The sequence below is a fragment of the Sinobacterium caligoides genome, from assembly GCF_003752585.1.
In the GTDB taxonomy this organism is placed as follows: Bacteria; Pseudomonadota; Gammaproteobacteria; order Pseudomonadales; family Sinobacteriaceae; genus Sinobacterium; species Sinobacterium caligoides.
Genome location: NZ_RKHR01000005.1, coordinates 1 through 23,743, shown reverse-complemented (window position 1 = coordinate 23,743; position 23,743 = coordinate 1). Strand labels below are relative to the sequence as shown.

Genomic DNA, 23,743 nt, shown 5'->3' with positions numbered 1-23,743 from the left:
TGCCTATATATCGGTTGGACCGCTGGTCATTATATGACGATTAAGGACGCGCTTAATGACTGATAATAATGGCATTATCTATGTCGAGATAGATGGCCAAATTTGGCTTTTACTCCCCGACGGGAGTTTAATCCCTATAGACACACCTTTGCTCACACCAGATGTGGTCATCCATCAGCTTTCAAACGAAGACATTATTCAATCTGACGATGGCCGTATTAGCATCATCATCGAAGGCATCAAACACCCCATACTCCCCTTGGTCAAAAGCACGCAAAGGCAGGAAGAACTAACTCCCTCAAGCCAAGAATCAGACTCCCCACTCTCGAATGAAGGCCGAGAATACTTCTATGAGCTCAAGCGTGATGCCGCTGTCACTATCGCAGAGTCAGGCTTTAGTACGAGCCATCAAGAGAAAGCTAATTACCCAGGCTCTTCAATAGAAGAAACAGTTTCTAGCAAGTGGCACCACCGTGACGGTGCGATGGTTAGTATCGTCATCGATGATAATGACTACCCTATTGGCCTAGAGGGCTACATTAATCGCTTTGAAATTGATGCCGTGCGGCTATATGGCCGTACACAAAACATTGATGATGATCGACACGTACACATATCCGTTACCGATATTCGAGGACAATCACTCGCGTTTGAATCGACAGTCTTAGCCTCACGTTGGCAGCTGGATAGTGTCGATTTAAGCCGTCTAGCAGAAGGACCTTTGGTTGCCACAGCCACAGTGACAGATAGTTTTGATGTCGCAGTACAAGCGCAGGATCAGTCGATCAAGGATGTGTTAGCCGAAGGTGTCGAGATTACGATCAGCGACGGAAAAGATCACATTCTCGATGCCGAAGAGGCAGCTAATTGCACGTTAAAGGGGCAGTTTGACCATGTTCTGCTAGGCGCCGAGGTGGTCGTCACTACTGTCGATGGCCGGGGTGCAGCCATTAACTATACGACTACGTTACAGGCAGATGGTTACTGGAAGGTTGAGCACGCTAGTCTTACCTCGCTGGCTGACGGCACTCTCAAGCTATCTGCGAGTACCGTCGATCAGGCGGGCAATCCGGCATCAATCGCTACCGAAGCTTACCTATTAACGACGCCCTTCATTACGATCGTTGCCGAGCAAAACGAAACGGAACTTGACGGTAACGATGGCATCATCAATCGTTTTGAATCTCCTACCGCCATATTTAAAGGGGCCGTACTAAACGTTGCTGATGGCTTACCAATTACCCTAACGGTGACCGATGTTGAGGGTAATAGCGAACAATTAGAAATAATCGTATCAGGCAGGCGTTGGTTTGCTCATATTGATGTCTCAACGCTGGTCGACGGAGAATTAAAAGCACGAGCTGACGTGACCAACGAGTTTGCCGATTACGCGACAGATAGTACCGTTGTAGCACTAGACCAAACCGCAGACATCACCGTAAACGTTGCTGACGACAATGATGTCATCAATGCCACAGAAGCCCTGAGCGCGACAATCTTCGGTGATAGCTTCGACATCAATAGCGGCCAACCCGTCGACATCTTAATCAAAGACGACTTAGGGCAAGTTGATACGGCAACAGCCACCATTCAGGACACTAACAGCTGGTCAGCTTCCGGACTCAACATCTCTAGCTTACAAGCCGGTGTGCTAAGCGTTACTGCCAACACACAAGACGTTGCGGGCAACCCAGCGACAGCGACTCATTCGATCCTCTATGACCCGTTTGCCGTCATTGATGATATTACTATTATCGATGAGCAGCCGGGCTATGACGACGATGTTATCAATAAAGTTGAAGATGAGGCTGCAGCGGGAACAACGTTCTTAGGCGCCAGTCATGAGATCGAAGCGAATCAAGTCATCACAACCACGATAACCGATAGCGCAGGCACATCGATTAGTGGCCTGACGGCAGTCGTTGCCGCCGACGGTAGCTGGAAATTTACAACAAATACCAGCAGTCTCGTCGACGGTTTGCTAACGCTCTCTGCCTCCGGTAGTGACCTTGCCGGCAATATCGCTCGTTACCAAGAGGCCTTCCTTAAGGACACCCTTGCGGCTATCACCGTAGAATTTGCTCAAGATGATAATTACATCAACCAATCAGAGCAGTTCATCGTTGCAGTCTCTGGGACGGTCAGCGACATCGAGGATGGGCAAACAGTGACCGTCGTCATCTCTGATGGAACGATTGCAAGAGACATCACTGACTCTGCCGTAATAAGCGGAGGAGCATGGTTAGTCTCTGGCGTGGATGTGTCAGGTTTAGATGATACGGCGTTATCGGGTAATCATTTAACCGCGACAGCGACGGTCGTTGATGTTGCAGGTAACCCAGCCACTGCCACAGACAGCATCATTAAAGACACTGAACTTACCATTGATATCGTCACACCGGTCACTGGCGTCGATGCTGCCATCAACAACGGTGTCGACATCAAGACGCTGAAAGACGGTGAAACAACGAGTATTCACGGAACATCAGATGCCGAAATTGGCTCGCAAGTTACCGTTGATGTGAGTGATTTTTTCGGCACGACACAGCGCTTTATCGGTAACGTCACGGATAGTTCTGGTAACTGGCAAGTCGATAATGTCGCTATAACCGACTTGTTTGCTCGATCAAGATGGAGCCTAACGGCCGAGATTAGCGATAGCGCGGGGAATAGCGCTATTGATGATACTCCTGCACTAAGACTCCCTGAAATTGCAGAGCTCTACGAGTTCGGTAGCGCACTCGGTGTTGTTCCTTCGAAAACAGTTAGGATTAGAACTTCTGGTGATGATAGCGATAACAGCGATGATTATGCCTTTTCTCTGCAGCAGCCTGACTTAACAGCTATCACTTCAGCTGGCGAGACGACTGTCATCAACATGATCTCGCAGACTTTTTTAGAGCTGAGAACCACCACAGACGAGTTAGTGTTAACGGCAGAAATCCTCGCTGCAGACAAGAGCGTCGTGCTTAGCCTTCATAGAAATGTTGATCAACCTGAATACAGCAATGACACACTAGTTTCACAACTATGGCTTGAAACGACACAAACAGATCCGGACGCAACAACTGAGACTGTTCTGTCAGCGTTAGAGATAAGGATTTACGACTCACCACCTTTTGTTATTCCTGACTACGATGCTGAAGCGATTGAAGCAATAAACAATAATGGCAACTTACTCGATCATAATACCTCCATCCACGAACCTGCGCGGCTATTTTCCGTCAGTGTTGATACCAATGACGATGGCACAATAGATACAACCAAGGTTGTGGCCCCAGGAGGGGCAGCTCAATTTACCACCGTCAAAGGTGAAATCACCTTCAGCAGCGATGGCGGTTGGTCGTTCGATGTCAATAGGAACTTAGATCACAACTTAGCGCAAACGCTCGCTTTTGATTACTCAATGTACGATGCCGATGGCAACCCTGCTACAGGCAGCGGTAATATAGCCATTGCAGACGGTGCTCAGGGGCAGATTGAAGATAGCACTGGCTCAATCACCGAGGCGTTACTCGGGGTAAGTTCACAGCTCGAATTAACCTTCAAAGCCATTGCAGGCTCGGATAACGTCGACAACAGCACTGTTCGTTTCGACCCTGCAGTCGTTACTAGCTTAGAGTCGATGCTCCTCACCAGCTCGAACGAATCGATTAGCTATAGTTTGAGCGCTGACGGCCTGACCATTAATGCTTATATTAATACCCTCGCAAATACTGCCTTTAGTATCGTCATGTCTGCTGCAAGCGTCGACAGCGCAGGTGACTCAAGCATAAATCTCACGTTAGATTTGTTGCAGCCGCTCGACCACCCGTTATTGAATACAATTACGCTCGTTTTACCGATTATGGCTGACGATACAGATGGCACGGACTTGCTTATTGGCCAGGCTGAGCTCGTTGTGAACGATGGCCAAGACCCCAGCATTTCAACGGTCGAGCCTGAGCCCGTCACAGAAACGGGGGATCCCCTATCACCGATTATCCGCACCGGCAGTATTGATATTGATACCGGTAGTGATGCTATCGCTGAGCTTCGCTTCTTATCTTCTGCAACGTTTCAGACGTTAACCTCGAATGGCTATAGTGTTGAGTATGATATCTCTAGCGACGGATTATCGCTGCGAGCCTACTATACAGATAGCGATAACGGCATAGAGGAAGACGTTTTTTTAATCGGCATTCTTGCGACTCCAAGCACTGGCTCGACTATTGATTATCAATTTTCCCTCGTCAATTCGTTAGATCAAATCGATGCTGATGACTCCGTCAGCCTGAGTGTTCCGATCTATGTTATCGACAATGATGATGACGCGGTTCAGGCTAATATCAACATCACAATTTTTGACGGTCCAGAGCCAACGATTACGTTCGATAGCGGCACTATTATGGTCTCTGAGGACCCTGTGGCCGACGGTTCTGCAGGGGTAACGAGTACTGCGACAACTGTGATTTCAGTTGCGGCCGGTAGCGACCGAATCATTTCCGAGCTTTTCGATTTTACCGTCGGTGGTGAGATACTCGATGTTGATGGCAACCCCCTGCAGCAGGATGGTGTATCACTTCTCAGTGTACTAGTAGATCAAACTACCGTTGCGGCCTACAACCCGGCTACCGGTTTGAACGTTCTTAAGGTTTCCGTTAGCAGTCTTGACGAACCGTTTGATAATGTACGGCCCGGTTTAGTTCAACAGTTAGAAGTAAGGACTGAAGTTGTAGGTGCCATCGATCACCTGCTATCGGACAGCATTGAGGTCGAATTCCCAGCAAAAGTCATTGATAGCGATGGCGATGAAGTACGTCAAAATGTCAGCTTTACTATAATTGACGGCAAAGACCCTGCTTTCAACCATGCAGAACCAATAATCGTTGAAGAGATTGGAGTTGGCGACCCAGCACTCAACAGCGAATACGGCCAAACAGAGATTCAGCTGCAAGCCCACAGTGACAATATTAATGCGTATAGCGTCGATACCGCAGCCTTTGACGCTCTTGCACTGACGTCATCGGGGGAACTAATCACTCTAGCCTCTGCTGGAAACACCTATACTGCAACGGCAGCTGGCAATACGGTTTTCACGTTGTCGATTGATGCTGATGGCCTAGCAGAAATGACACTAATTGGTCCGTTTGATCATCTTGTTAGCACGGGAAATGATCAAAGCTTGAGCTTTCCTATCGTAATTCAAGCGATTGACGCCGATGCTGATACTTCTGCGCCTGCCAATATCACAATCACAATTGAAGATGATGTTCCCATTGCAAGTACCGATACAATTGAGGTTGTCGAAGGCCTGACGACAACCGGGAATGTTTTCGACAACGACCATATTGGTATTGATTCTGGTGAGAGAATCACTGATCTGCTACATGACGATATAGCAATAGCACCAGAGCCTGGCCTTCCTAAGCGCTGGCTTTATGAGATCTCCAATAACGTCTCTCCCGATGTTATTGGCACGTTCACCGTGTTTGAAGATGGTGAATACGAGCTCGTTACTAGCGTTTTTGAGTCTTTTTTCGTTACCGACCTCACATTTCTAACATACTTTGTAGAAGATGCAGACGGTGATCGCTCGAGTGCCGATATCATCATTGAAATAAAAGATAACGGCTTTGTGATCGTGCAGCCAACCAGTGTTGAAAACTTCGAAGACAGTCAGTTTCTACTTGATATGAGCTTTGTTGCTGACGATGTAGAACTCGGTGAGGTTGTTACAAGCATCACTATCGCAGAAGACAGTCTAGATGGAGGTACGCTGTTACTCAATGGCACGGAGCTTGTGCCAACGGCTGGCACCTATACTCTGTCAGGCGCACAACTGGATTACAGCCCAGGTGATAGCGTTGTTAAGCCCAACGGTAATCTGATTTATATTCCTGCTGAGGACATGTCGAATGCCAACGATACGATGGCAGCGATAACCCCTGACGCTGATTACATCATCGAGTTTACACTTAATACGATGGATATTGGTGGAGGAAGCCGCGAATTCATCGGTGATGTTGACCTCAGTGTGATATCCGTCGCCGACTTGCCTGAATGGCAGGATAACGGCAGTGCGACTCTTGATAGCAACGGTAATGTGACGCGTTATATCGTCAACATTGACGAAAGTGAAGACGCTAAAAACTTAAATATTGCTGCTATTAGTATTGATAATGATGGATCTGAAGATATTTCCTATCGGCTAGGTATTGTTGATGAGAATCTACATTTAACCCTCGACGGTAACCTACTTGATGTTGACGACACAATCAGTGCTTCTGATATCACAAGACTACAAGTCACAGGCGCTACTGACAGCATCGCAGGTAGTTATGAGTTTAATCTGTTCGCCGTTAGCACAGAAAAAGATAATTTCGATGAGGCAGAAACGCCGATTATCGTTGAGGTTAATATTACGCCAGTGGCAAATAAGCCGGGGCTGAAGGTCAAAGATGTCCAGACTTTAGAAGATCAATTGATCGATTTGAAACAGATCATTGATGGCAACTTAACCGACCATGATGGCTCAGAGTCATTAACACTAGAGCTGGTTATCCCGGCCGGTTGGTCTGTGGTGGTGGATGGTAGTGTATTACCAGACACGACTGTTATCGTTGATTATCAGGATCTTATCGACGGGAAAGCGATGCTCAGTCCGGCTCAAGATATCAGTTCTTACAATACTGATTTTTTCATGCAGGTGACCGCTATTGCCAATGAGAGTGCTCAAGGTGGGCTTTCCCCCTCACCGGACAGCAGCAGTAGTGAAACCAAAAGTGTACGTATCACAGTAAAAGGTGTTGTTGACGAACCAATGCTTGAAACCGGTAATGGTTGGGAGTTGATTGACGATGGTGCCGGTAATTTTTCAATCAACAATACAGCTGATAATATTGCCCTTGAAGATGGGCTTATCCAGCTTAATTTGGTGTTGACGACCACTGACATTGATGGCTCAGAGTTCAGTAATATCTTACTTTCAGGCCTTACGGGTGGCGCCAGATTTACTGATGCGAGTGGCGTACCAGCAATACTGGATGTGGTCAGTTTCGATAGTGATGGTCAGCCAGTTTATCAAGTGACACCTGCCGACCTTGCAACACTTTATTTGCGGCCCACGACAGATTTTTCTGGCATCTTTAGCTTTACCCTGACGCAAGTCATCACCGAACCTGATGGTGATAGCAAGACCTTCGATGTTGCGGTCAATATTGATATCACGCCTGTTGTTGAAAGTGGTGTTGAGGCCCCTGCTCTTCATCACTTTACTGAAGATCAAGTCGGCGTGATCGATTTGCGCCCAACATTGCTCGATAGTGATGGCTCGGAGCAGCTCGTCAACGTTGTATTAACAGGTTTACAAAGCGGCGATGAGTTTATTGTCGATGGTCTGAGTGTCTTCATCGATGCTAGTGGCAGGCTGGACTTAGCTGATTATTCGACTGATGTTATTAATACACTCACTAACCTTGGCGTGCAATACCAGCCTCAACAAGACTTCTCTGGTCGGTTTAATTGGGGCGTTCATTATGAGGTGCTCGATACAGCCACCGTTACTGGGCGTATAGATAGTCAAATCGTTGACTCTAGCTTTTTGATCGACATCCACCCTCGAGTAGAAGAGTCGACAGTACTTGTCAGCACCGGTGGAACGGTAGTGAGTAGTAATGGCGCTGTAGACCTAACAGGTAGGGTGCAGTTTAACGAAGCAGATATCGATGGTAGTGAATGGCTAGACAATATCACTATCGACTTGCCAAATTTTGAAGACTTCTTCGTCAGCCACCCTAACGGCGCCATCCATAAAGGCGATGGTGAGTGGCTTATCGATGCTGGGACTCTGACAAGTCCGACGATCCAAGACATGATGGTTGAAGTACTCGACGGTTTAGTCATCACCTCGAGCGTGACAGGGGATTATGACGTCAAGGTCGAAGCGCGTGCAATCGACCAAGCCCCTTCATGGCATGTTAATTCTCTAGGTAATGAGATCATCCTTACCGATGGTAAGGTCATCAGTACCGAGCTTAATGTCCGATTTAACGAGGCTGTAGATGACGGGCAAGCCTGTACACCCAATTTATTAGTGGATCCCACTGAAGTTATTGATGGTGAAGAAGATGTCTATTCAACTGATATCGGTAGCCACCTTAACACAGATATAAGTAGCGGCGCCTGCGATGGTAAAGATGATGATGCCGTTTCATTTCGAATACTAGCAAGCCAGGTGCCTCATGGCGGTGTGATTGCCGGCCCCGGCGTCGTCGAGGAGTATGATGCTTCAGGAGACTACCTCGTTGCCTGGTATTTTACTGAAAGCGACCTACCTACTTTGCAGTTACATCATCTAGAGGAGCATTTTGCCGGTACGATGGAAATTCCCGTCAGGGTCATTGTCACAGACCCCAGCGGTGATACGTTAGTCGATGATAGCCAACAGCTTCGTGTTGAGATACTGCCAATACTGGACATATCTTTCGTCGAAATTGCCGATAACATTATTATTGAGGAGGATAGCGATACTGAACTGGGTCTGTATCTACGCACAGAGGACAGTAATCAAATTGACGAGGGTATTGAGAGCTTTGATAGCTCAGCTCCAATCACCTTAACACTCCCTGATTTTTACAAAGGCCTACTAACACTGCCCCAAAGCGTTGATACGTCCCAGCTTGTCGATAATGGCAACGGCAACTATACCTTGCTGGATCCGGGCCTTTTATCGAATCTTCGGTTTAGACCGCCGTACAACATGGACGGTGAGTTCCGACTACAAATTGAAGGAACGATCATTGATCGCGCCAATGGTTATGCTGGCGACAATACTGATACTAAAGCCTTTAGTGATGAGGTCGTTATTAATGTAGAGCCTGTGACGGATATCGTTAAAATTATCCAAACAGGCGACCTTATCGGTAATGAGGACACATTCATTCCGCTTGATAACCTAGAAATTAGCCTCTTCGATAACAACGAAACCCATGAAATCAACCCTGAATTATTACCGCCAGGCAGCTCAGAAACTATCACTATATTATTTGAAGGCGTACCTGCCGATTCAACTTTTTACTATGACAATAGTGACGGTAGCTATACAGCAGCACATAACAATGGTATTCAGAGCGATGGTCAATACAGTTGGAAAATTGATGTGGACCGTGCTGATAGCTTGGTATTTAAGCCTGCAAATAACTACTCCGGTGATGTCGAACTCAGCCTTAAGGTCACGAATCACGAGAAAGGCACTACGGACTATAAAACAACGATTAAGCCAATAACCATTGGTGTTCTCCCAGTTGCTGACGGCAGCACAAGCTTTGCTAATTTTGATGACATGGTGGTCAATGAAGGCGATATCATTGATATTCCGATTGCAGCGAGTGTGATTGATGATGATAGCGATGGGGATGAGACTACTGTTGTGGCCATTGATATTATGGCTTCGTCTGATAGTTCTGCGTTCTACTTCATCGATAAAATCGTCGCCCCGGATGGCAGCAGTGCACTGTTTATCGACCTTGGTGAAAGCAGTGACCCACGATTCAGTGCGCGGCTTGAGATGACGACTAAAGACCTTGCCTCAATCCAAATTATCACGAATCATTTTGCTCAAGGGCAGCTCGACATCAACGTACGCGTTGGCTCGATGGATAGCAACACCGTGTTGAGTGACGACAAGTCTGACACTGGAGGTTTTATCGATCACTCTATGACCATTAACATTAACCCACGGGTTGACCCTCCTTCTGTTGATGCTTCTTTTGATAGTATCGCTGGCCTGGAGGGTGAGTCTCTGCCGTTGGCGTTGTCTTTTAACAAGCTCAATCCAGCAGCTGGAGAGCTTGGTCGTATTGAAATTAGCGGCGTACCAGCTGGCTACACAATTATGGGAGGCGTATTAGAGGGCAATACTTGGAAAGTCGATGAGGCTGATATTGCTTCTGCCGAACTCGTGGGAGCAACGGACCTTTTCGGTAGTTACCAATTAGAAATCACGCCTTTTGCGGAGCTATCGGATGAAGTTGCCACCGGTAATCCAATCAATATTGATGTCATCATAGCCGAGGTACCTGATACAGGGGCCGCAACGATTGTCGGTACGGCGAGTGCTGATCGTATCTATGGCAATGACGACGACCAGGTAATTCAAGCCGGTATTGGTGCAGATATCATCACCGCTGAAGGCGGCAACGATACTATTCAATCCGGCATTGGCAGCGATCATGTCGATGGCGGTAGCGACGACGACACCATCGATGGTGGGCTATCTGACGACATCCTTATTGGCGGTACTGGTAGCGACACTCTGACAGGGGGAAATGGTGATGACCGTTTCGTCTTTAAGGCTGGTGATGGCGATAGTGTAATACCGCCCACGGATAGCATAAGTGACTTCGAGGTGAAAACGTCCCCTACTGATATCCATGTCGACACCATCGACCTGGTCGATTTCTTTAGTGGTGAGGATGTCTCTACTATCAATAAAATCGATGCTTTAATTGATCTTGTAGACAATGGCGCTGGAGGGACCATACTTCAATTAAAGGACAGCTTTGGTGATATTAACCAACAAATAGATTTAAACGCTATCAGCAAGGATGCGCTTTACGGTGGAGACTCCAGCATTGTGACAGAAGCAGAGATCTTGCAACAGATGATTGATGACCAAACGATGTTAGTGAGCGGGTAATGCCCTCCAAAGACTTGTTACTTTGCCTACAGCGCCTGACAGAGCACTTTGGCTACCAGGGGCATAGCTCGCGTCTGCTTGAAGGTTTACCAACAAGTGTGGAAGTATTAACCCTTGAGCTGCTTCCCCGCGCTGCAACCTTAGCCCGCCTTGATTGCCGTGAAATTAATATTAACGAGCTTAAGCGCTCCCCCCTTCCCCTTATTGCCCCTTTGAAAGAGCAAGAAGACCGTGCACTGATCATTACTAGCGTTAACGGTAATAACGTAACAACTGAATCGCCGGTAGATGACTTTACAGCTAAAACACTGCCTTTATCCGAGCTTACTAAGTCTATCACCGACACATTGTACTTGTTGACGCCCATTCAGCTATCAGATGCGAGATCTGAACAGTTACAGCAATATAAGAAAAAGCATTGGTTACGGAGCGCTTTCGAGAAATCAAAACCTTGGTATCGTGACCTTATCCTTGCCTCATTCGTCGTTAATGTATTGGCACTCGTCATCCCGCTATTCACGATGAATGTTTATGACAGAGTCGTACCTAACCAAGCATTCGCCTCATTATGGGTCTTAGCTATCGGTGCAGGGATAGCGGTACTATTTGATTGGTTCCTTAAACAAGCGAGAACAGCGCTGACCGATATCGCTGGAAAACATGTCGATGCAGAAGTGTCATCAGGTATTTTCGCCAAAGTAATGGGCATGCAGTTAGAGAACAAGCCTGAGTCATTGGGCGCCTTTTCTAAACAAGTGCAAGACTTTGATTCCGTTCGTGACTTCCTGACCTCGGCAACACTCATTGCAGCTATCGATCTACCGTTTACACTGTTATTTATTATTATCATTGGCTGGCTAGGCGGGCCCATGGTGCTTGTACCTATAACAATTATTCTATTTCTTATTACGCTTAGCTTGTTACTACAAAGGAAAATGAAGGCCAGCCTCGATGAAACGTCGAGACTAAGTTGTCACCGGCATGCACAACTCCTTGAAAGCTTGAGCGTGATTGCAGAGGCAAAACAAAACAATGCGCAGGGCATTTTGCAAAGGCGTTGGGAGCACGCCACAGGCGCACTGGCAGACTGGCAGAGTAACACCAAATCATTAACCAACACGCTAAGTCATAGCCTAGCCTCGAGCCAGCAGTTGGTAACCGTCATGCTGATTATCTACGGTGTCTATCGTATTTCAGAAGGTTTGTTGAGCATGGGCGGACTGATCGCCATTGTTATGCTCAGTGGTCGTACAGCGAGCTCAATTAATCAGTTAGCGATGCTGGTGATGCGTTATCAGCAGACTAAAACAGCTGTAGAAAGCGTCGAAAGTGTGATGAATTTGCCACAGGAGAACCAGGTAAGTCGGCAAATTAATCGCGCTGATTTTGAGGGACAAGTTCAGCTCAAAGATGTCAGTTTCAAGTACCCAAACCAAAAGGCAAGTGTACTTCAGCATATTGATTTAGAAGTTAATTCAGGCGAACGTGTGGCTCTGATGGGGCCGCCTGGCGCCGGAAAATCGACACTACTTGCCCTACTCGCTTACCAATACCGTCCGAGCGAGGGGCAGATCTATTTTGATGGTATCGAAGCCAACCAGTGGCCCTGCGATATTTTGCGTAAAAAGACCGGCTGGGTAGCCCAACAGCCTATTCTTCAATATGGCACTATACTTGAAAACATGGCATTTGGTTTAGGTGAAATTGAAAAGGATAACCTTAAACAGGCGTTAATTCGTTCAGGTGTCGTATTGTTTATCGATCAGTTGGAAAACGGCCTAGAAACCAATGTCGGAGAAGGCGGCATGGCGCTATCAGGAGGGCAAAGGCAGTCTGTCGGTCTAGCGCGGGCGTTATTACGTCAACCGAGCTTTCTATTGCTCGATGAGCCTACATCATCTATCGACGAGAAAGGGGAAGGCTATATTATACAACAGCTTAAAAAACTCCCCAATACAACGACGACAATCATTGCCACACATCGACAAAGTATTCTCTCTATCTGTGATCGTGTCATACAGCTTGAGCAAGGCAAGATAGTTCGCGATATCTATCAACCTAGAAAAGCGGATATTAGCCATCGTAACCGCGTCAAGAAAGTTACATTAACACCAAAAGACCCTGTATAAATGACAACAAAACTACACTGGCAGCAAGTTAAGCTTGCCTATCACGCAAGGAAAGTCGTCTGGTTAGTCACGGCGCTAGTCCTCTGCACCATTACCTGGGCCGCTCTCGCCAAGCTTGATGTGGTGGTTATCGGTCAGGGCAAAGTAGTGCCAAGCAATGCCGTACAAAAGATTCAGAGCCTTGAGGGCGGAATTGTACGACAGGTTTTAGTGAGTGGCGGCGAGCTCGTTGAAAGTGATCAAATTTTAGCAATACTCGACGACACACGTTTCAGATCAGGGTTTCAAGAAGCCGAACAGCAACGGATTACACTACTCACCAAACAATCTAGGCTTATTGCAGAGCTAAAATCTATTACAATCGGTGATTATACGCCTGATTGGCGCGACACCATTATCGTATCAAGACAACCATTGAGGGCCGTAGCGGGTGGTGAAGAAGCCATGGCGCAAGCACAAGCGAGTTATGACGTACGTATCAGGCAGCAAATTACTCAACTGCAGTTAGGTAGTGAGAGAATTAGCCAGCAAGAGGAAGCCCTCAGTGAAAATAGATCTGCTATCGCAACCTTAAAGCAGAGTTTAGCCCTCAACCAGAAGGAATTAAGCTGGGTTCGAGACGCTCTCAGTACCGGCGCAGTCGCGGAGATTGAATTGCTTAAATCACAGCGGGAAGATGTGCGTATTCGCGGTGAAATCCAAACGACACAACTGGCCACACGTAAGCTACAAGCAGCTAAAGCACAGGCAATCATGGAACGACGTAATACTGCCTTAGAGTTTAGAACGCGTGTACAAATAGAATTAGACGAGACTCGCGCCCAACTTGCCCTTTTAAAAGAGACTCAGACTGCCGTTGCTGACCAATTGAAGCGAACCACAATCCGATCCCCTATTCGCGGCACAGTAAAGAATATCACGATCCGATCACTGGGTGGCATCATCAAGCCTGGCGACTCTATGATGGAAATTGTGCCTATCGATGATCAATTGATTATTGAAACTAAGCTAGCCCCGAAGGACATTGCATTTGTAAAAGAAGGCTTAGCGTCTATTGTGAAGTTCTCAGCATATGATTTTGTCATTTACGGCGGCCTTAAGGGCATCGTCGATTATATTAGCGCAGATGTACTGAAGGATGATGAAGGTAAGCCCTACTATCGTGCCCACATTCTGACAAATAGTAACACGCTAAATGGCCACCCTATTATTCCCGGCATGCAAGCAGATGTGAATATTTTAACCGGTAATAAAACAGTACTGAGCTACTGGCTAAAACCTCTGCTAAGAGCGAGAGCTGATGCACTAAGAGAGCAATGAGATAATGAAAACCTGGAGCTGATATGCGTAATCTAATCCTGATAAGTACGATTTACCTAGCTTGTCAGCAAGCTAGCGCGATTACACTTGAGCAATCTGTTGCTGCTGCAATTGATACTAACCCCCAAATTAGTCAACAGTATGCGCAGTTTGAAGCCTCCGTTCGTAAAACAAGCAGCGCAGGTTACAGCTATAAACCGCAAGTGAGAATCGATGCCGGCATAGGCTATGAGGAAACCTATTACCAGTCTGGTGAAAAACTTAATCGCCGTGACGATGATGAGACGGCTAACCCAAACCATGACCTAACCCGAAAAGAAGCAAGCCTAACGATTTCGCAAATGCTATTTGATGGCTTTGACACAAGATACAATGTCAGTCGCCTAAGCGCTGAGGCGGAAGCCGATAGATTGGCACTAATAGCAAGAGCTGAAAATATCGCGTTGGAGGTCAGTAATCTCTATATTGAGCTAATCAAGGCAAAGGCGACGATCGAGCTAGCTGAAAAAAATGTCAAAGATTATGAGGATGTTTATAACGATATTATGGTGCGCTCTGATAAGGGGTTGAGTAGCCAGTCAGATGTTGCACAAATCAGCGCACGCCTTGCCTCGGCAAACTCATCACTGATCGCGTCGAAAAATAATTATTATGACTTACGTGCCCAATTCAACACCATCGTCGGGCTACCCCCAGAAAATCTTACAGCGCCTATACCAGACAGAAACCTTGTGCCTAATACGTTACAAGAAGCATTAAAGGAAGCAAGGAGTAGACACCCACAAATTAAGTCGTCAATAGCAGATTTACAGGCCGCACAAATGCAGTTTAACGGCAGTAAAAGTGACTATTACCCTGAACTTTCACTAGAGCTGACTGCCAACAAGAACGATGATATTGGCGGCATTCCTGGGCGTGATGAAGATGCCAGAATCATGCTGAAGTTGAGTTATGACCTCTACGATGGCGGTCGACGAAAATATGAAGCACAGGCAGCAGGTTGGTATTATGAACAAGCACTTGGTATACGGCAAAATACTGAGCGCCAGGTCGTTGAAGGGATGAAGCTCGCATGGAATGCGCGTGAAAACCTTATCCTGCAGGAGTCACTACTAAAACAGAATGTTGACTTTGCACGACAAGCCGAGGGAGGTTATGTGCAGCAGTTCAATATTGGCAGGCGCAGCCTACTCGATGTACTCGATGCGAAGATAGAGGTGTTCTTCGCTCGAAGAAATTATTTATCAGCCTACTATGATCGTCTTTATGCTGAATACCGAATAATCAATGCGATGGGATTATTGATCTACGGGTTGCGCATAGAGTATCCAGAGCAATGGCAACAGCCTGAGGATCGTGAAGATGGATAAAATTACTCACACACTGCTGGCAACTTCTGCTCTCACAGCTCTAGTTATTCTAGCTGGTTGCACTGACATTCCGGAACATCACGTAGACCGCCTTCAATATGCCGATCTTAGAGACTCAGACAACGATGGTGTAGTTAACCAACGAGATATTTGCACCGAAACGCCAAAGACCTCGGATGTAAACAATGTAGGCTGCTCACAATGGCACTTAGTCCCACGCGTAGCCGACTACACTGTCGCCTTTAACCTTGATCGCTATAATATACGACCTGATCAGCACAGCATGGTCGATACTATCGTCAATAAACTTAAAGAAAATACCAAGACAAATGTCTTGCTTATTGGTGATACAAGCTCAGAAGGTTCACTCGCCTATAATGATCGGTTGGCACGAAAACGTGCAGCGACTATTACTAATGCGCTCACCAAAGCAGGGATAAGCAGAGAAAGAATTACGGAGCATTATTTCACTCAACAGTTAGCTATTGTGAAATCAACATTGAAGTCGAGACAGCGACGCACTGTTGCGCTTATTTACAGTGATAAGCTTGCTCCGAAAGAAGCATGGACAATTTATACAACGGAGCATCAAGATGAGGGTGGCAAAAAATGGTGATTAATAGAGCAACCCAAACTCTGCTAGTAATATCAGTCGTAATACTAACAGCTTGCACAAACACAAAACCGGTAATAAACGCAGAAGAAAAACAGGCAAGCCATATTGTGTTAGCCTCTGCAGCGGGCCCTTCGAAATTAATGTCCTACCTCGCCGAACATTATCAAACGCAATACCCCCAATTTAGCGTAGAAACAGTTGAAACAGACGAAGTGCCAGTACAGATGCTCAACGGCCAAGTTCAAATGGGGATTATGGAGCGCCGATGGACTGACGAAGAGGTGGCACGATTTCAAGCTGAGCATGGTAAAGAACCGATTGCGGCAATCGTAACGGCTTACGCTGCTGCAATCTATGTTAACGAAGACAATCCTCTTTCAACAATTACTTTTAACGACCTCATCGCAATTTATGGCGCTGATGGTAGCTGTGAAATTAACCACAAGACGCAATGGAGCGAAGTAGAAGGCTATAGCGGTGAAGACGCCGCAATCAACGCGGTGAACTTCCCGCCAGAAGCGCCACTAAATCATTACATGAAAGAGCATCTATTATGTAATGGTAACTTTGCAGCTAACCTATCAAACGCTAATGACTTCGATGAATTAAGCTCTGCAATAGATGATGATGAATATGCCATTGGCTACGGCCGATTTAATGCCGACTCAGACGATTTAAAGCAGCTTGTCATTATCGATAATGAAGGGCGTCAAATAGCATTATCACAGTCTTATGCGCTATCTGGGCGCTACCCTCTCTCTGAAGTCTTTTATATTTACCTTAATTTATCCGACAGCAAACTAAATTCACAACAGATTGAAAACCAGCTGAATTTTGTTAATTTCATCGTTAGCGACGACGGTCAAGAGCTCGTTGAAGAGCAAGGCTTTGTCGCACTACCTCAGTTTATCGTTGACGAGACGCGTGTAAAGATCCATATGCAAGAACCAATAGTAAAGGGAGGCTATCGCTAAAGTATGACACCCATTGAGAAGCATCCATACGTGTCTTAATGGGTTTAACACTTAGCAATAATGCTGAAAAAATCGTTGTGCTCTTTTATCTTTTGCGTGATTAATCATTTGCTCAGGGCTACCTTGCTCGATAATCTCGCCGTCAGCCATAAAAACAATTCGGCTGGCGATTTGGGCCGCGAACGCCATATCATGCGTTGTAATGAGCATCGTCGTCTGCTCTTTGGCAAGCAGCTTAATCAATTCCTGCACTTCTACGGTTAACTCTGGGTCAAGAGCTGAAGTTGGTTCATCCATAATCAGTATATCGCCCTTCTGAGCTAACGCCCTTCCTATACCAATCCGTTGTTGTTGGCCGCCCGATAATTGTGATGGCCAGGCATCTGCCCTATCGCTTAGCCCTACTTTATCCAGCACCTCTCTACCAATAACATTCGCAGCCTCTTTTTTCATACCCTGAACGACAATCAGTCCTTCGGTGATATTTTCTAACGCACGCTTATTCTTAAATAAACCGTAGTTCTGAAAGACGAAGGCTGCGCGCCTTCTTAGCTGCATGGCAGCATGGCGAGTAATATTCGTAGCATCAACCTGAAAATCGCCTACACGAATGACGCCGGAGTCTGGTGTCTCCAACAGATTACAACACCTTAATAAGGTTGATTTACCTGTGCCTGAGCTTCCTACCAGCACCACAATCTCGCCGCTGGCTATATCAAGATCGATATTCTTCAGTACGCTATGATCACCGAACTGCTTACTAATACCACGTAAACTAAACACTTCAGTAAGCCTCGCCAAGTTTATTCTCAAGTAATGACTGAATTCGTACCATCAAGACCACAAGAAACCAGTATATACAAGCAACAACGAGGAAACTTTCGAAGAACTTAAAGCTACTTGCCGCTTCCATCTGAGCCTTCGCCATAATTTCAGCGACACCAAGGGTAAAGGCTAAAGACGTACTTTTTAACAGGTCAATCGTATTGTTCATTAAAGCAGGGATCGCCCCACGTGTAGCTTGCGGTAATACAATACGCCGCATCGCCTGCCCTTGGCTCATACCAATGCTGAGCGCTGCCTCCATCTGATTTTCATCAACGCTAATGATTGCACCACGCATACTTTCCGCCATATACGCAGCAAAGTGCAGGCTTAAAGCAATAATTGCTGCCGTAAAAGCATCCAGGCCCTTTAAGACCGGCAGTAACTGCGGCAAGCCATAATAAAGCAGGAACATCTGCACCAACAAAGGCGTACCACGAAAAAAAGACAAGTAAAGGTCGCACAACGGACTGAGCCCGCGGACCTTAAACACCTTGACCAACGCCACAGCAAGACCGATAGTTAAAGCAGCTAAAGTGGCAATGGCAGCCATACTCAGCGTCACATGAAGGTACTTAGCGACTGTAGGAAACAGCTCTAGCATATAGCTGACATCGAATTGCATGCTATTTTTTTACTGCCTGAGTGATATCTTCGTGAAACCATTTGTTTGAGATTGTAGTTAATGTGCCATCAGCCCGAAGTGCTGAAATGGCGCCATTAACTTCGTCACGCAGTGCTAGGCCAGTAGCATCTTTAACAAAAGGGAATGAGTTAGTTAGTACCTGAAAAGGGTTGCCTGCAAGTTTTAGTGGTAGCCCCGACTCTTCGATAAGCGCCACTGCTGAGGTACGGTCCATTACAAAGGCATCCGATCGACCGAGTACAACATCTTGCTCTATACCGACGTCATAAGTCACAATATTTATACAGTTGCTGTTGTCTAATTTTCGAAGCATATCTGCAAAGTTAGAGCCGAAATTAACGGCTACTTTCTTACCACAAAGGTCATCGGTGCTGTTTATCTCGCTATTGTCTTTGTGGACGACCAATTGTGCCCCGTCATAAACATAAGGTGTGGCAAAATAGAATTGCTCCTTGCGCTTATCCGTTACCGTAATTTGATTAGAGATAGTGTCGATTTTCCCTGCTTCAAGCATGCCAAATAGTCCAGAGAAATTCGTAGTAACGAAGTCAACCTCACGCCCTAGATGCATACCAATAGCCTTCCAAACATCCACCTCGAAACCTTGGAGCTGATCATTCTTACTGAATGTAAAGGGAAAATAGGTACCTGACATGCCGACAGTAATTTGGTTGCCTTTAGTAGCCCCATCAGGAGACTCCTGTGAGCATGCCGACAAACCAATAGTGACAATCAAAACAGTTATCGCTTTGAAAAGCTGTCGCATAATATTCCCCATTTACAAGCATTCGAATAAACGTGCGAATTTATAGTATATCGACAGCGCTATAAAGCAATTTCGTACGAGTTCATTAATTTATGCGATAAAATTACGTGGCAAAGTGAGCTATATATAGCACGCTTGATCTATATCAAATCAATGTTGCTGAGACAACAGCTAAATTCACTGGTTCTAAACCATGAGACACGAAACGATGCAAGAGTCCCTCCCCGCTTACCAAAAAGACTTGGCTGTAATACTAGAGCATATTGATCGTAGGGATAGCTTTGTTCTCAACATTGTAGCCGACTGGTGCACTGACTGTACTGAAAGGCAGGCCCCTCTTATGGCGGGTTTTGTCGAGCGACTCAATGATGAGTCTATCTTAACAGTACAGCTACTCGCACAACACGAGAAGAATGAGTACCTTTCACCAGAACACTGTAGCTTTGTTGCCAAGTTAGGCGGTCATGGCTTTCCACGTACAGTTGCTTTTATCAACGGTATCGCTGATAGCGAGTCCTATGTCGAGGTAGTTGAGGAACATACTATGAAGAAACTAGCTGATAAATTCATACAGAAACTAAGGGCAAATTAAGTTGTTGCTATAACCTGTCGAGACACTCTTGCAGTGGTCGAGAGTCAGCATATTCTGTACGCATACTTTGAATAAAGCGTTGCCACTTTCTAGCAATCTTCATTTTTGCAATAGGCCTACAATAATTAGCCAGTGGCAATAAGTCTGAGTTGCCAATATTATCAATGATGACGAGGCAACCAGAGTTACTGCTGATCCGCTGGTACATGATATTTTTAGGCTTAAGCGTCATTGTAATTACACGATTAGACAGTAAGTATTCCTCAAGCTCTCTCAATGCGTGAACAATACCTGTTGCGTTTGCTGCAGTTAACTCAGGTGAATTAAGATAATATTCCAGCGTGTGGGATATGTTACTGTCCGCATCTCGAACTAACTCAAAGATTGCGCCATTACCTAGGTCTGTTTCTTCATTACCAATAAAGCGTGGCAACATCTTCCAGCTGATGTCACGATGTTGTAAATGTCGATAATAAGACTGTTCACGCTTAGACTCGCTATCATCCCCTTTTACTACAATTTTTATGCAGTAATCTGGGTTGTCGGGGTGAACGTAGACATGTCGATGCAGCCCTGCACCTATAAAGCAGCTTTTATCTATGCTTATCATTACCACCTCAAAATACTAAAAAAAGCCCTGATGAATTAATCACCAAGGCCCATATTAACGCATAACGCAGAAAATCTGTATAATTATCAACGATTACCCTTACTTACATCAAGTAAAAGCAACTATTCGATATAACTTTCATTTCCTTCTAGTAATTCTGCTTGTAGCTCCTCCTCTTCTGAGGGGGTAAGTATTGAGGAATCTGCCACTGAAAACGGTTTGATATCGGTAAATATTGCAGGGTCTAGCTGCACAAAGTCAGTGACTAAAGTGTTTGCCGCGCTTCTTATTCCTGATGAGGATAGTACATCATTCAAGTTGGCGATTTTTACACCGCGAGAGGCTGAACTCAGTTTTGAACTCGTTCCGGTAAATATGGGGTTAACATAACTAATGGCGACGAATGTCACATCTCCCTCTGCATTGATGACAATAGTTTGTCCTCCTATATCACCTATCTGGCCAAACTGAGCACTAATGTCAACGGCATTACCTTGTATATGGGCACCTCTGTCAGATCGTTCTAGCGCATAAATTGAACCTTCGGTTGACGTTAGATAGACGTTACCACTCTGGCTAATTAAAGACTCAATGGTCAGGTTATCAAGCTCAGAGATAGATAAATCACCGTTAGTTGTTGCATTGATATTATTGAGGGTAGTATTTAGCTCAATAGAGTTGGCGTTTAACTTTGCCGAGTCAGCGGTTAATACACCACTCATATCACCAGTGGCCGTAACGTCAATGTAATTACCCAATATAAGGTTACTATTATTAAACTGAGCTATGTTGTTTGCATAAACAATGTCACCATCGATATCGAGCGACGAAATTGCAGTCTGATCCTCATAGAGGACAAATCCATCTAAAAGCCGGCTACCTACACTATCTTGGTATTGACCTGAAGATTGAGCGCCGTACTGTCGAACACCTGAATCGCGACTAAGACCTCCTCCCTCAGCCTGTCCACTCGATGATGCATTAGAACTCTTAGCAACGCTTCGCCAAGTAGAGCCTTCCTCTTTCAATATCAAGTGGGCATTGCCATTACCGATAAGGTTGTCGCCGCGGTTAAAGTTCATTCTGGCAACTTCTATCTCTCCTTGCGCGTTAATCACAAAGTCGTTAGCAAGCGAAGAAGAGCTGACGGTTATATTATCTGCATGATCAACAATGGACTCCATATTCGCAAAGCTAGCTGCCCCATCGTTAACAATATTATCGCCCAAAATAGACCAGGTTCTTTCAGCAACTTGTTGGTGGTTTATTACTGTATCAGAGCCTCCGGCCGCATCGACTGAACGAATAGAGCCATCAAATGCTATTTCACCAACCTTTAGGCTATAGCCAGATCCATTTAAGTTAAAGATCTCTGATGCGTCAGTTGCCGTAAGATCAATCACATTAGCAAGTACGCTATCAACATCAGCAAAGTAAATACCAGAGGTCTTAAGGCCTCCATTACTTTGCAATGAATAACGACCGTCACCTAGGCGAGCATCCAATTGGCTTGCCCCTCGAAGCGCTGTTATCTCAGAAAAATCAACCGCTCCATTACTGAGGCTTTTAGAGCCTGTTATTTGCCAGTTAGAGCTATTTGTCCGGTCATCGATACTATCCTGCTGGTTTTCATCACCGGCATATTGACTGGCATTTTTAAACCTCATGGAGGCAAAGCGTAAATCACCATCACTACCGATAGAAACGATCTGAGACTCGCCAGTAGCATTTGAGACGACTCCCGTAGTAGCAATGGACTCACTATCTACAACGTTAATAAATCGATCATTAGCAACGCCATCATCAGTAACGCTCCAATCATTACCCCTTACATCGTTCACATTTCCAGCATTTGTTAGCTGAGAAATGTTATCCAGCTGTCGATTTCCGTTATAAATGTTGCGATCACCTGTAATATCCCAATCATTTCGAGCTAAGTCTGTAACAGTATCAAATGAATTTTCAAAATTATTACCGAAATAAGCCCCCCTACCAACAAACTCAATACCAGCAACAGCTAATTTATCACCGTCTAAAACGACATTTGCTTGGCTGCCACTCATATTTGTTATTGTACCCTCAGTTGTTATATGAGATACCTTTTTGAAGTTAATACCTGCTGCTGACGCTGCATTATTTGCCGTGAACGCCCATTGCTGTGTCAACTCTTCGGTAACAGCACCTGATGTTGAAACGGTATCTATATTTCGGAATTCTCGTGTTGTATCTCTCGCTTGCTTTTCACCAAGAATATGCCAATTGTTGTTTGCTAAATCATTGACGCTGTCAAAGCTTGAACTACCGATATAGTTACCAGTTCCGACAAACTCTATATCGGCAATATGTAACGACGCCCCATTAACGTTGACAGCTCTACGAGCACCAATATTTGTAATATCGCCTTCAGTATTGATTTCAGCGGCACCTATAAAGCTTACCCCGGCAGCATTCGCACTATCATCGTCAACTTGCCAATTATGTTTCGTGGACTCCGTAACTTTTCCATGCCCTTGTACGCTGCGAACCTTATTATATTGACGATTAGAGTTATTTAGCATGTTATCAGCTAAGATATGCCAATCACCATTCGCGAGGTCAACTACTGTATCGAGCTCATTACTACCTGTATACGTGCCACCGTCTATGAAGTCGATACCTGCAAGGTTTAATTGACTACCATTTACTGTAACTAACTGACTCTCTCCTGTTGAATTAAAAATATCACCAATAGACTTGATGCTAGATATTCCATCAAAGAGACGATCATTAGTAGACTTTGCTTGTCTATTAGCTAAAACCTGCCAGTTTTCACCCGCTTGATCAATAACCGAGTCCCCAGCATCACTGCCAGAATAATCACCTGAGCCAATAAATGTAATGCCTGATACCAATAACTCTGCTGCAGAAGCCAAGACCTCCGTTGCTGAAGAGGAGGCATTTGTGATACTTCCGTCGGTTATCACCTCAGTGATGTTATGGAAGTTGATATTGGCAGCTATTGCTTTATTAAACCCGGTAAACGACCAATCAAACGTACCCTGTTCAGTAATCTTGCCGGCGGTGGTTAGGTCATTGATATTTGAAAATTGACGACCACCCGACGTTAACGTGTTAAGGCTTGAAATATCCCAGTTACCATTAGACTCATCGACGACGCTGTCAAATTCACCATTGCCCACATAGTTGCCGGAACCAGTAAATTTAATATCGGCGACGG

12 protein-coding genes are annotated in these 23,743 nt (G+C 45.5%); 7 read left to right on the top strand and 5 right to left on the bottom strand.

The genetic code is table 11. From position 1 onward, the window contains the following. Positions 1 to 55 precede the first annotated feature (55 nt). From EDC56_RS12520 to EDC56_RS12495, 6 genes are read left to right on the top strand one after another with little or no spacing between them, the layout of a single operon-like run. On the top strand, positions 56 to 10,678 hold the full coding sequence (locus tag EDC56_RS12520) for a T1SS-143 repeat domain-containing protein (RefSeq protein ID WP_123712923.1): 10,623 nt from the start codon (positions 56 to 58) through the stop codon (positions 10,676 to 10,678). Continuing rightward, positions 10,678 to 12,807 (top strand): type I secretion system permease/ATPase, encoded by a 2,130-nt coding sequence (locus tag EDC56_RS12515; RefSeq protein WP_123712922.1) that lies wholly within the window; start codon positions 10,678 to 10,680, stop codon positions 12,805 to 12,807. Before EDC56_RS12520 ends, EDC56_RS12515 begins: the two co-directional genes overlap by 1 nt. After that, positions 12,808 to 14,127 (top strand): HlyD family type I secretion periplasmic adaptor subunit, encoded by a 1,320-nt coding sequence (locus EDC56_RS12510; protein ID WP_123712921.1) that lies wholly within the window; start codon positions 12,808 to 12,810, stop codon positions 14,125 to 14,127. 23 nt (positions 14,128 to 14,150) lie between these two features. Next, positions 14,151 to 15,497 (top strand): TolC family outer membrane protein, encoded by a 1,347-nt coding sequence (locus EDC56_RS12505; protein ID WP_123712920.1) that lies wholly within the window; start codon positions 14,151 to 14,153, stop codon positions 15,495 to 15,497. Then, complete coding sequence (locus EDC56_RS12500; protein ID WP_123712919.1) at positions 15,490 to 16,113, top strand: OmpA family protein; 624 nt, start codon at positions 15,490 to 15,492, stop codon at positions 16,111 to 16,113. The genes EDC56_RS12505 and EDC56_RS12500 overlap by 8 nt, the downstream gene beginning before the upstream one ends. Next, complete coding sequence (locus EDC56_RS12495) at positions 16,107 to 17,087, top strand: PstS family phosphate ABC transporter substrate-binding protein (RefSeq protein WP_123712918.1); 981 nt, start codon at positions 16,107 to 16,109, stop codon at positions 17,085 to 17,087. Before EDC56_RS12500 ends, EDC56_RS12495 begins: the two co-directional genes overlap by 7 nt. A 51-nt stretch (positions 17,088 to 17,138) precedes the next feature. Here EDC56_RS12495 and EDC56_RS12490 read toward each other — a convergent pair whose 3' ends face one another. Genes EDC56_RS12490 through EDC56_RS12480 form a run of 3 tightly spaced genes read right to left on the bottom strand, consistent with a single transcriptional unit; the run spans position 17,139 to position 19,324 of the window. After that, positions 17,139 to 17,870: an amino acid ABC transporter ATP-binding protein gene (locus EDC56_RS12490; RefSeq protein WP_123712917.1), complete on the bottom strand. Its 732-nt coding sequence runs from the start codon at positions 17,868 to 17,870 to the stop codon at positions 17,139 to 17,141. 1 nt (position 17,871) lies between these two features. Continuing rightward, positions 17,872 to 18,537 (bottom strand): amino acid ABC transporter permease, encoded by a 666-nt coding sequence (locus EDC56_RS12485; protein ID WP_123712916.1) that lies wholly within the window; start codon positions 18,535 to 18,537, stop codon positions 17,872 to 17,874. 1 nt (position 18,538) lies between these two features. Next, entirely contained in the window at positions 18,539 to 19,324 is a 786-nt protein-coding gene (locus EDC56_RS12480) for an amino acid ABC transporter substrate-binding protein (RefSeq protein ID WP_123713331.1), read from the bottom strand. 193 nt (positions 19,325 to 19,517) lie between these two features. On the opposite strand from EDC56_RS12480, the gene EDC56_RS12475 reads away from it, so the two are divergent. Beyond that, positions 19,518 to 19,916, top strand: coding sequence for a periplasmic thioredoxin of cytochrome c-type biogenesis (locus tag EDC56_RS12475; RefSeq protein ID WP_123712915.1), 399 nt, complete (start codon positions 19,518 to 19,520; stop codon positions 19,914 to 19,916). A gap of 7 nt (positions 19,917 to 19,923) precedes the next feature. Here the strand turns inward: EDC56_RS12475 and EDC56_RS12470 are convergent, their stop codons facing one another. Further along, a complete protein-coding gene (locus tag EDC56_RS12470; protein WP_123712914.1) occupies positions 19,924 to 20,526 on the bottom strand; it encodes a YrbL family protein in 603 nt (200 codons plus the stop codon). 122 nt (positions 20,527 to 20,648) lie between these two features. Further along, positions 20,649 to 23,743 (bottom strand): hypothetical protein (locus tag EDC56_RS19620; protein ID WP_162844184.1); only part of this gene is annotated, 3,095 nt, incomplete at its 5' end.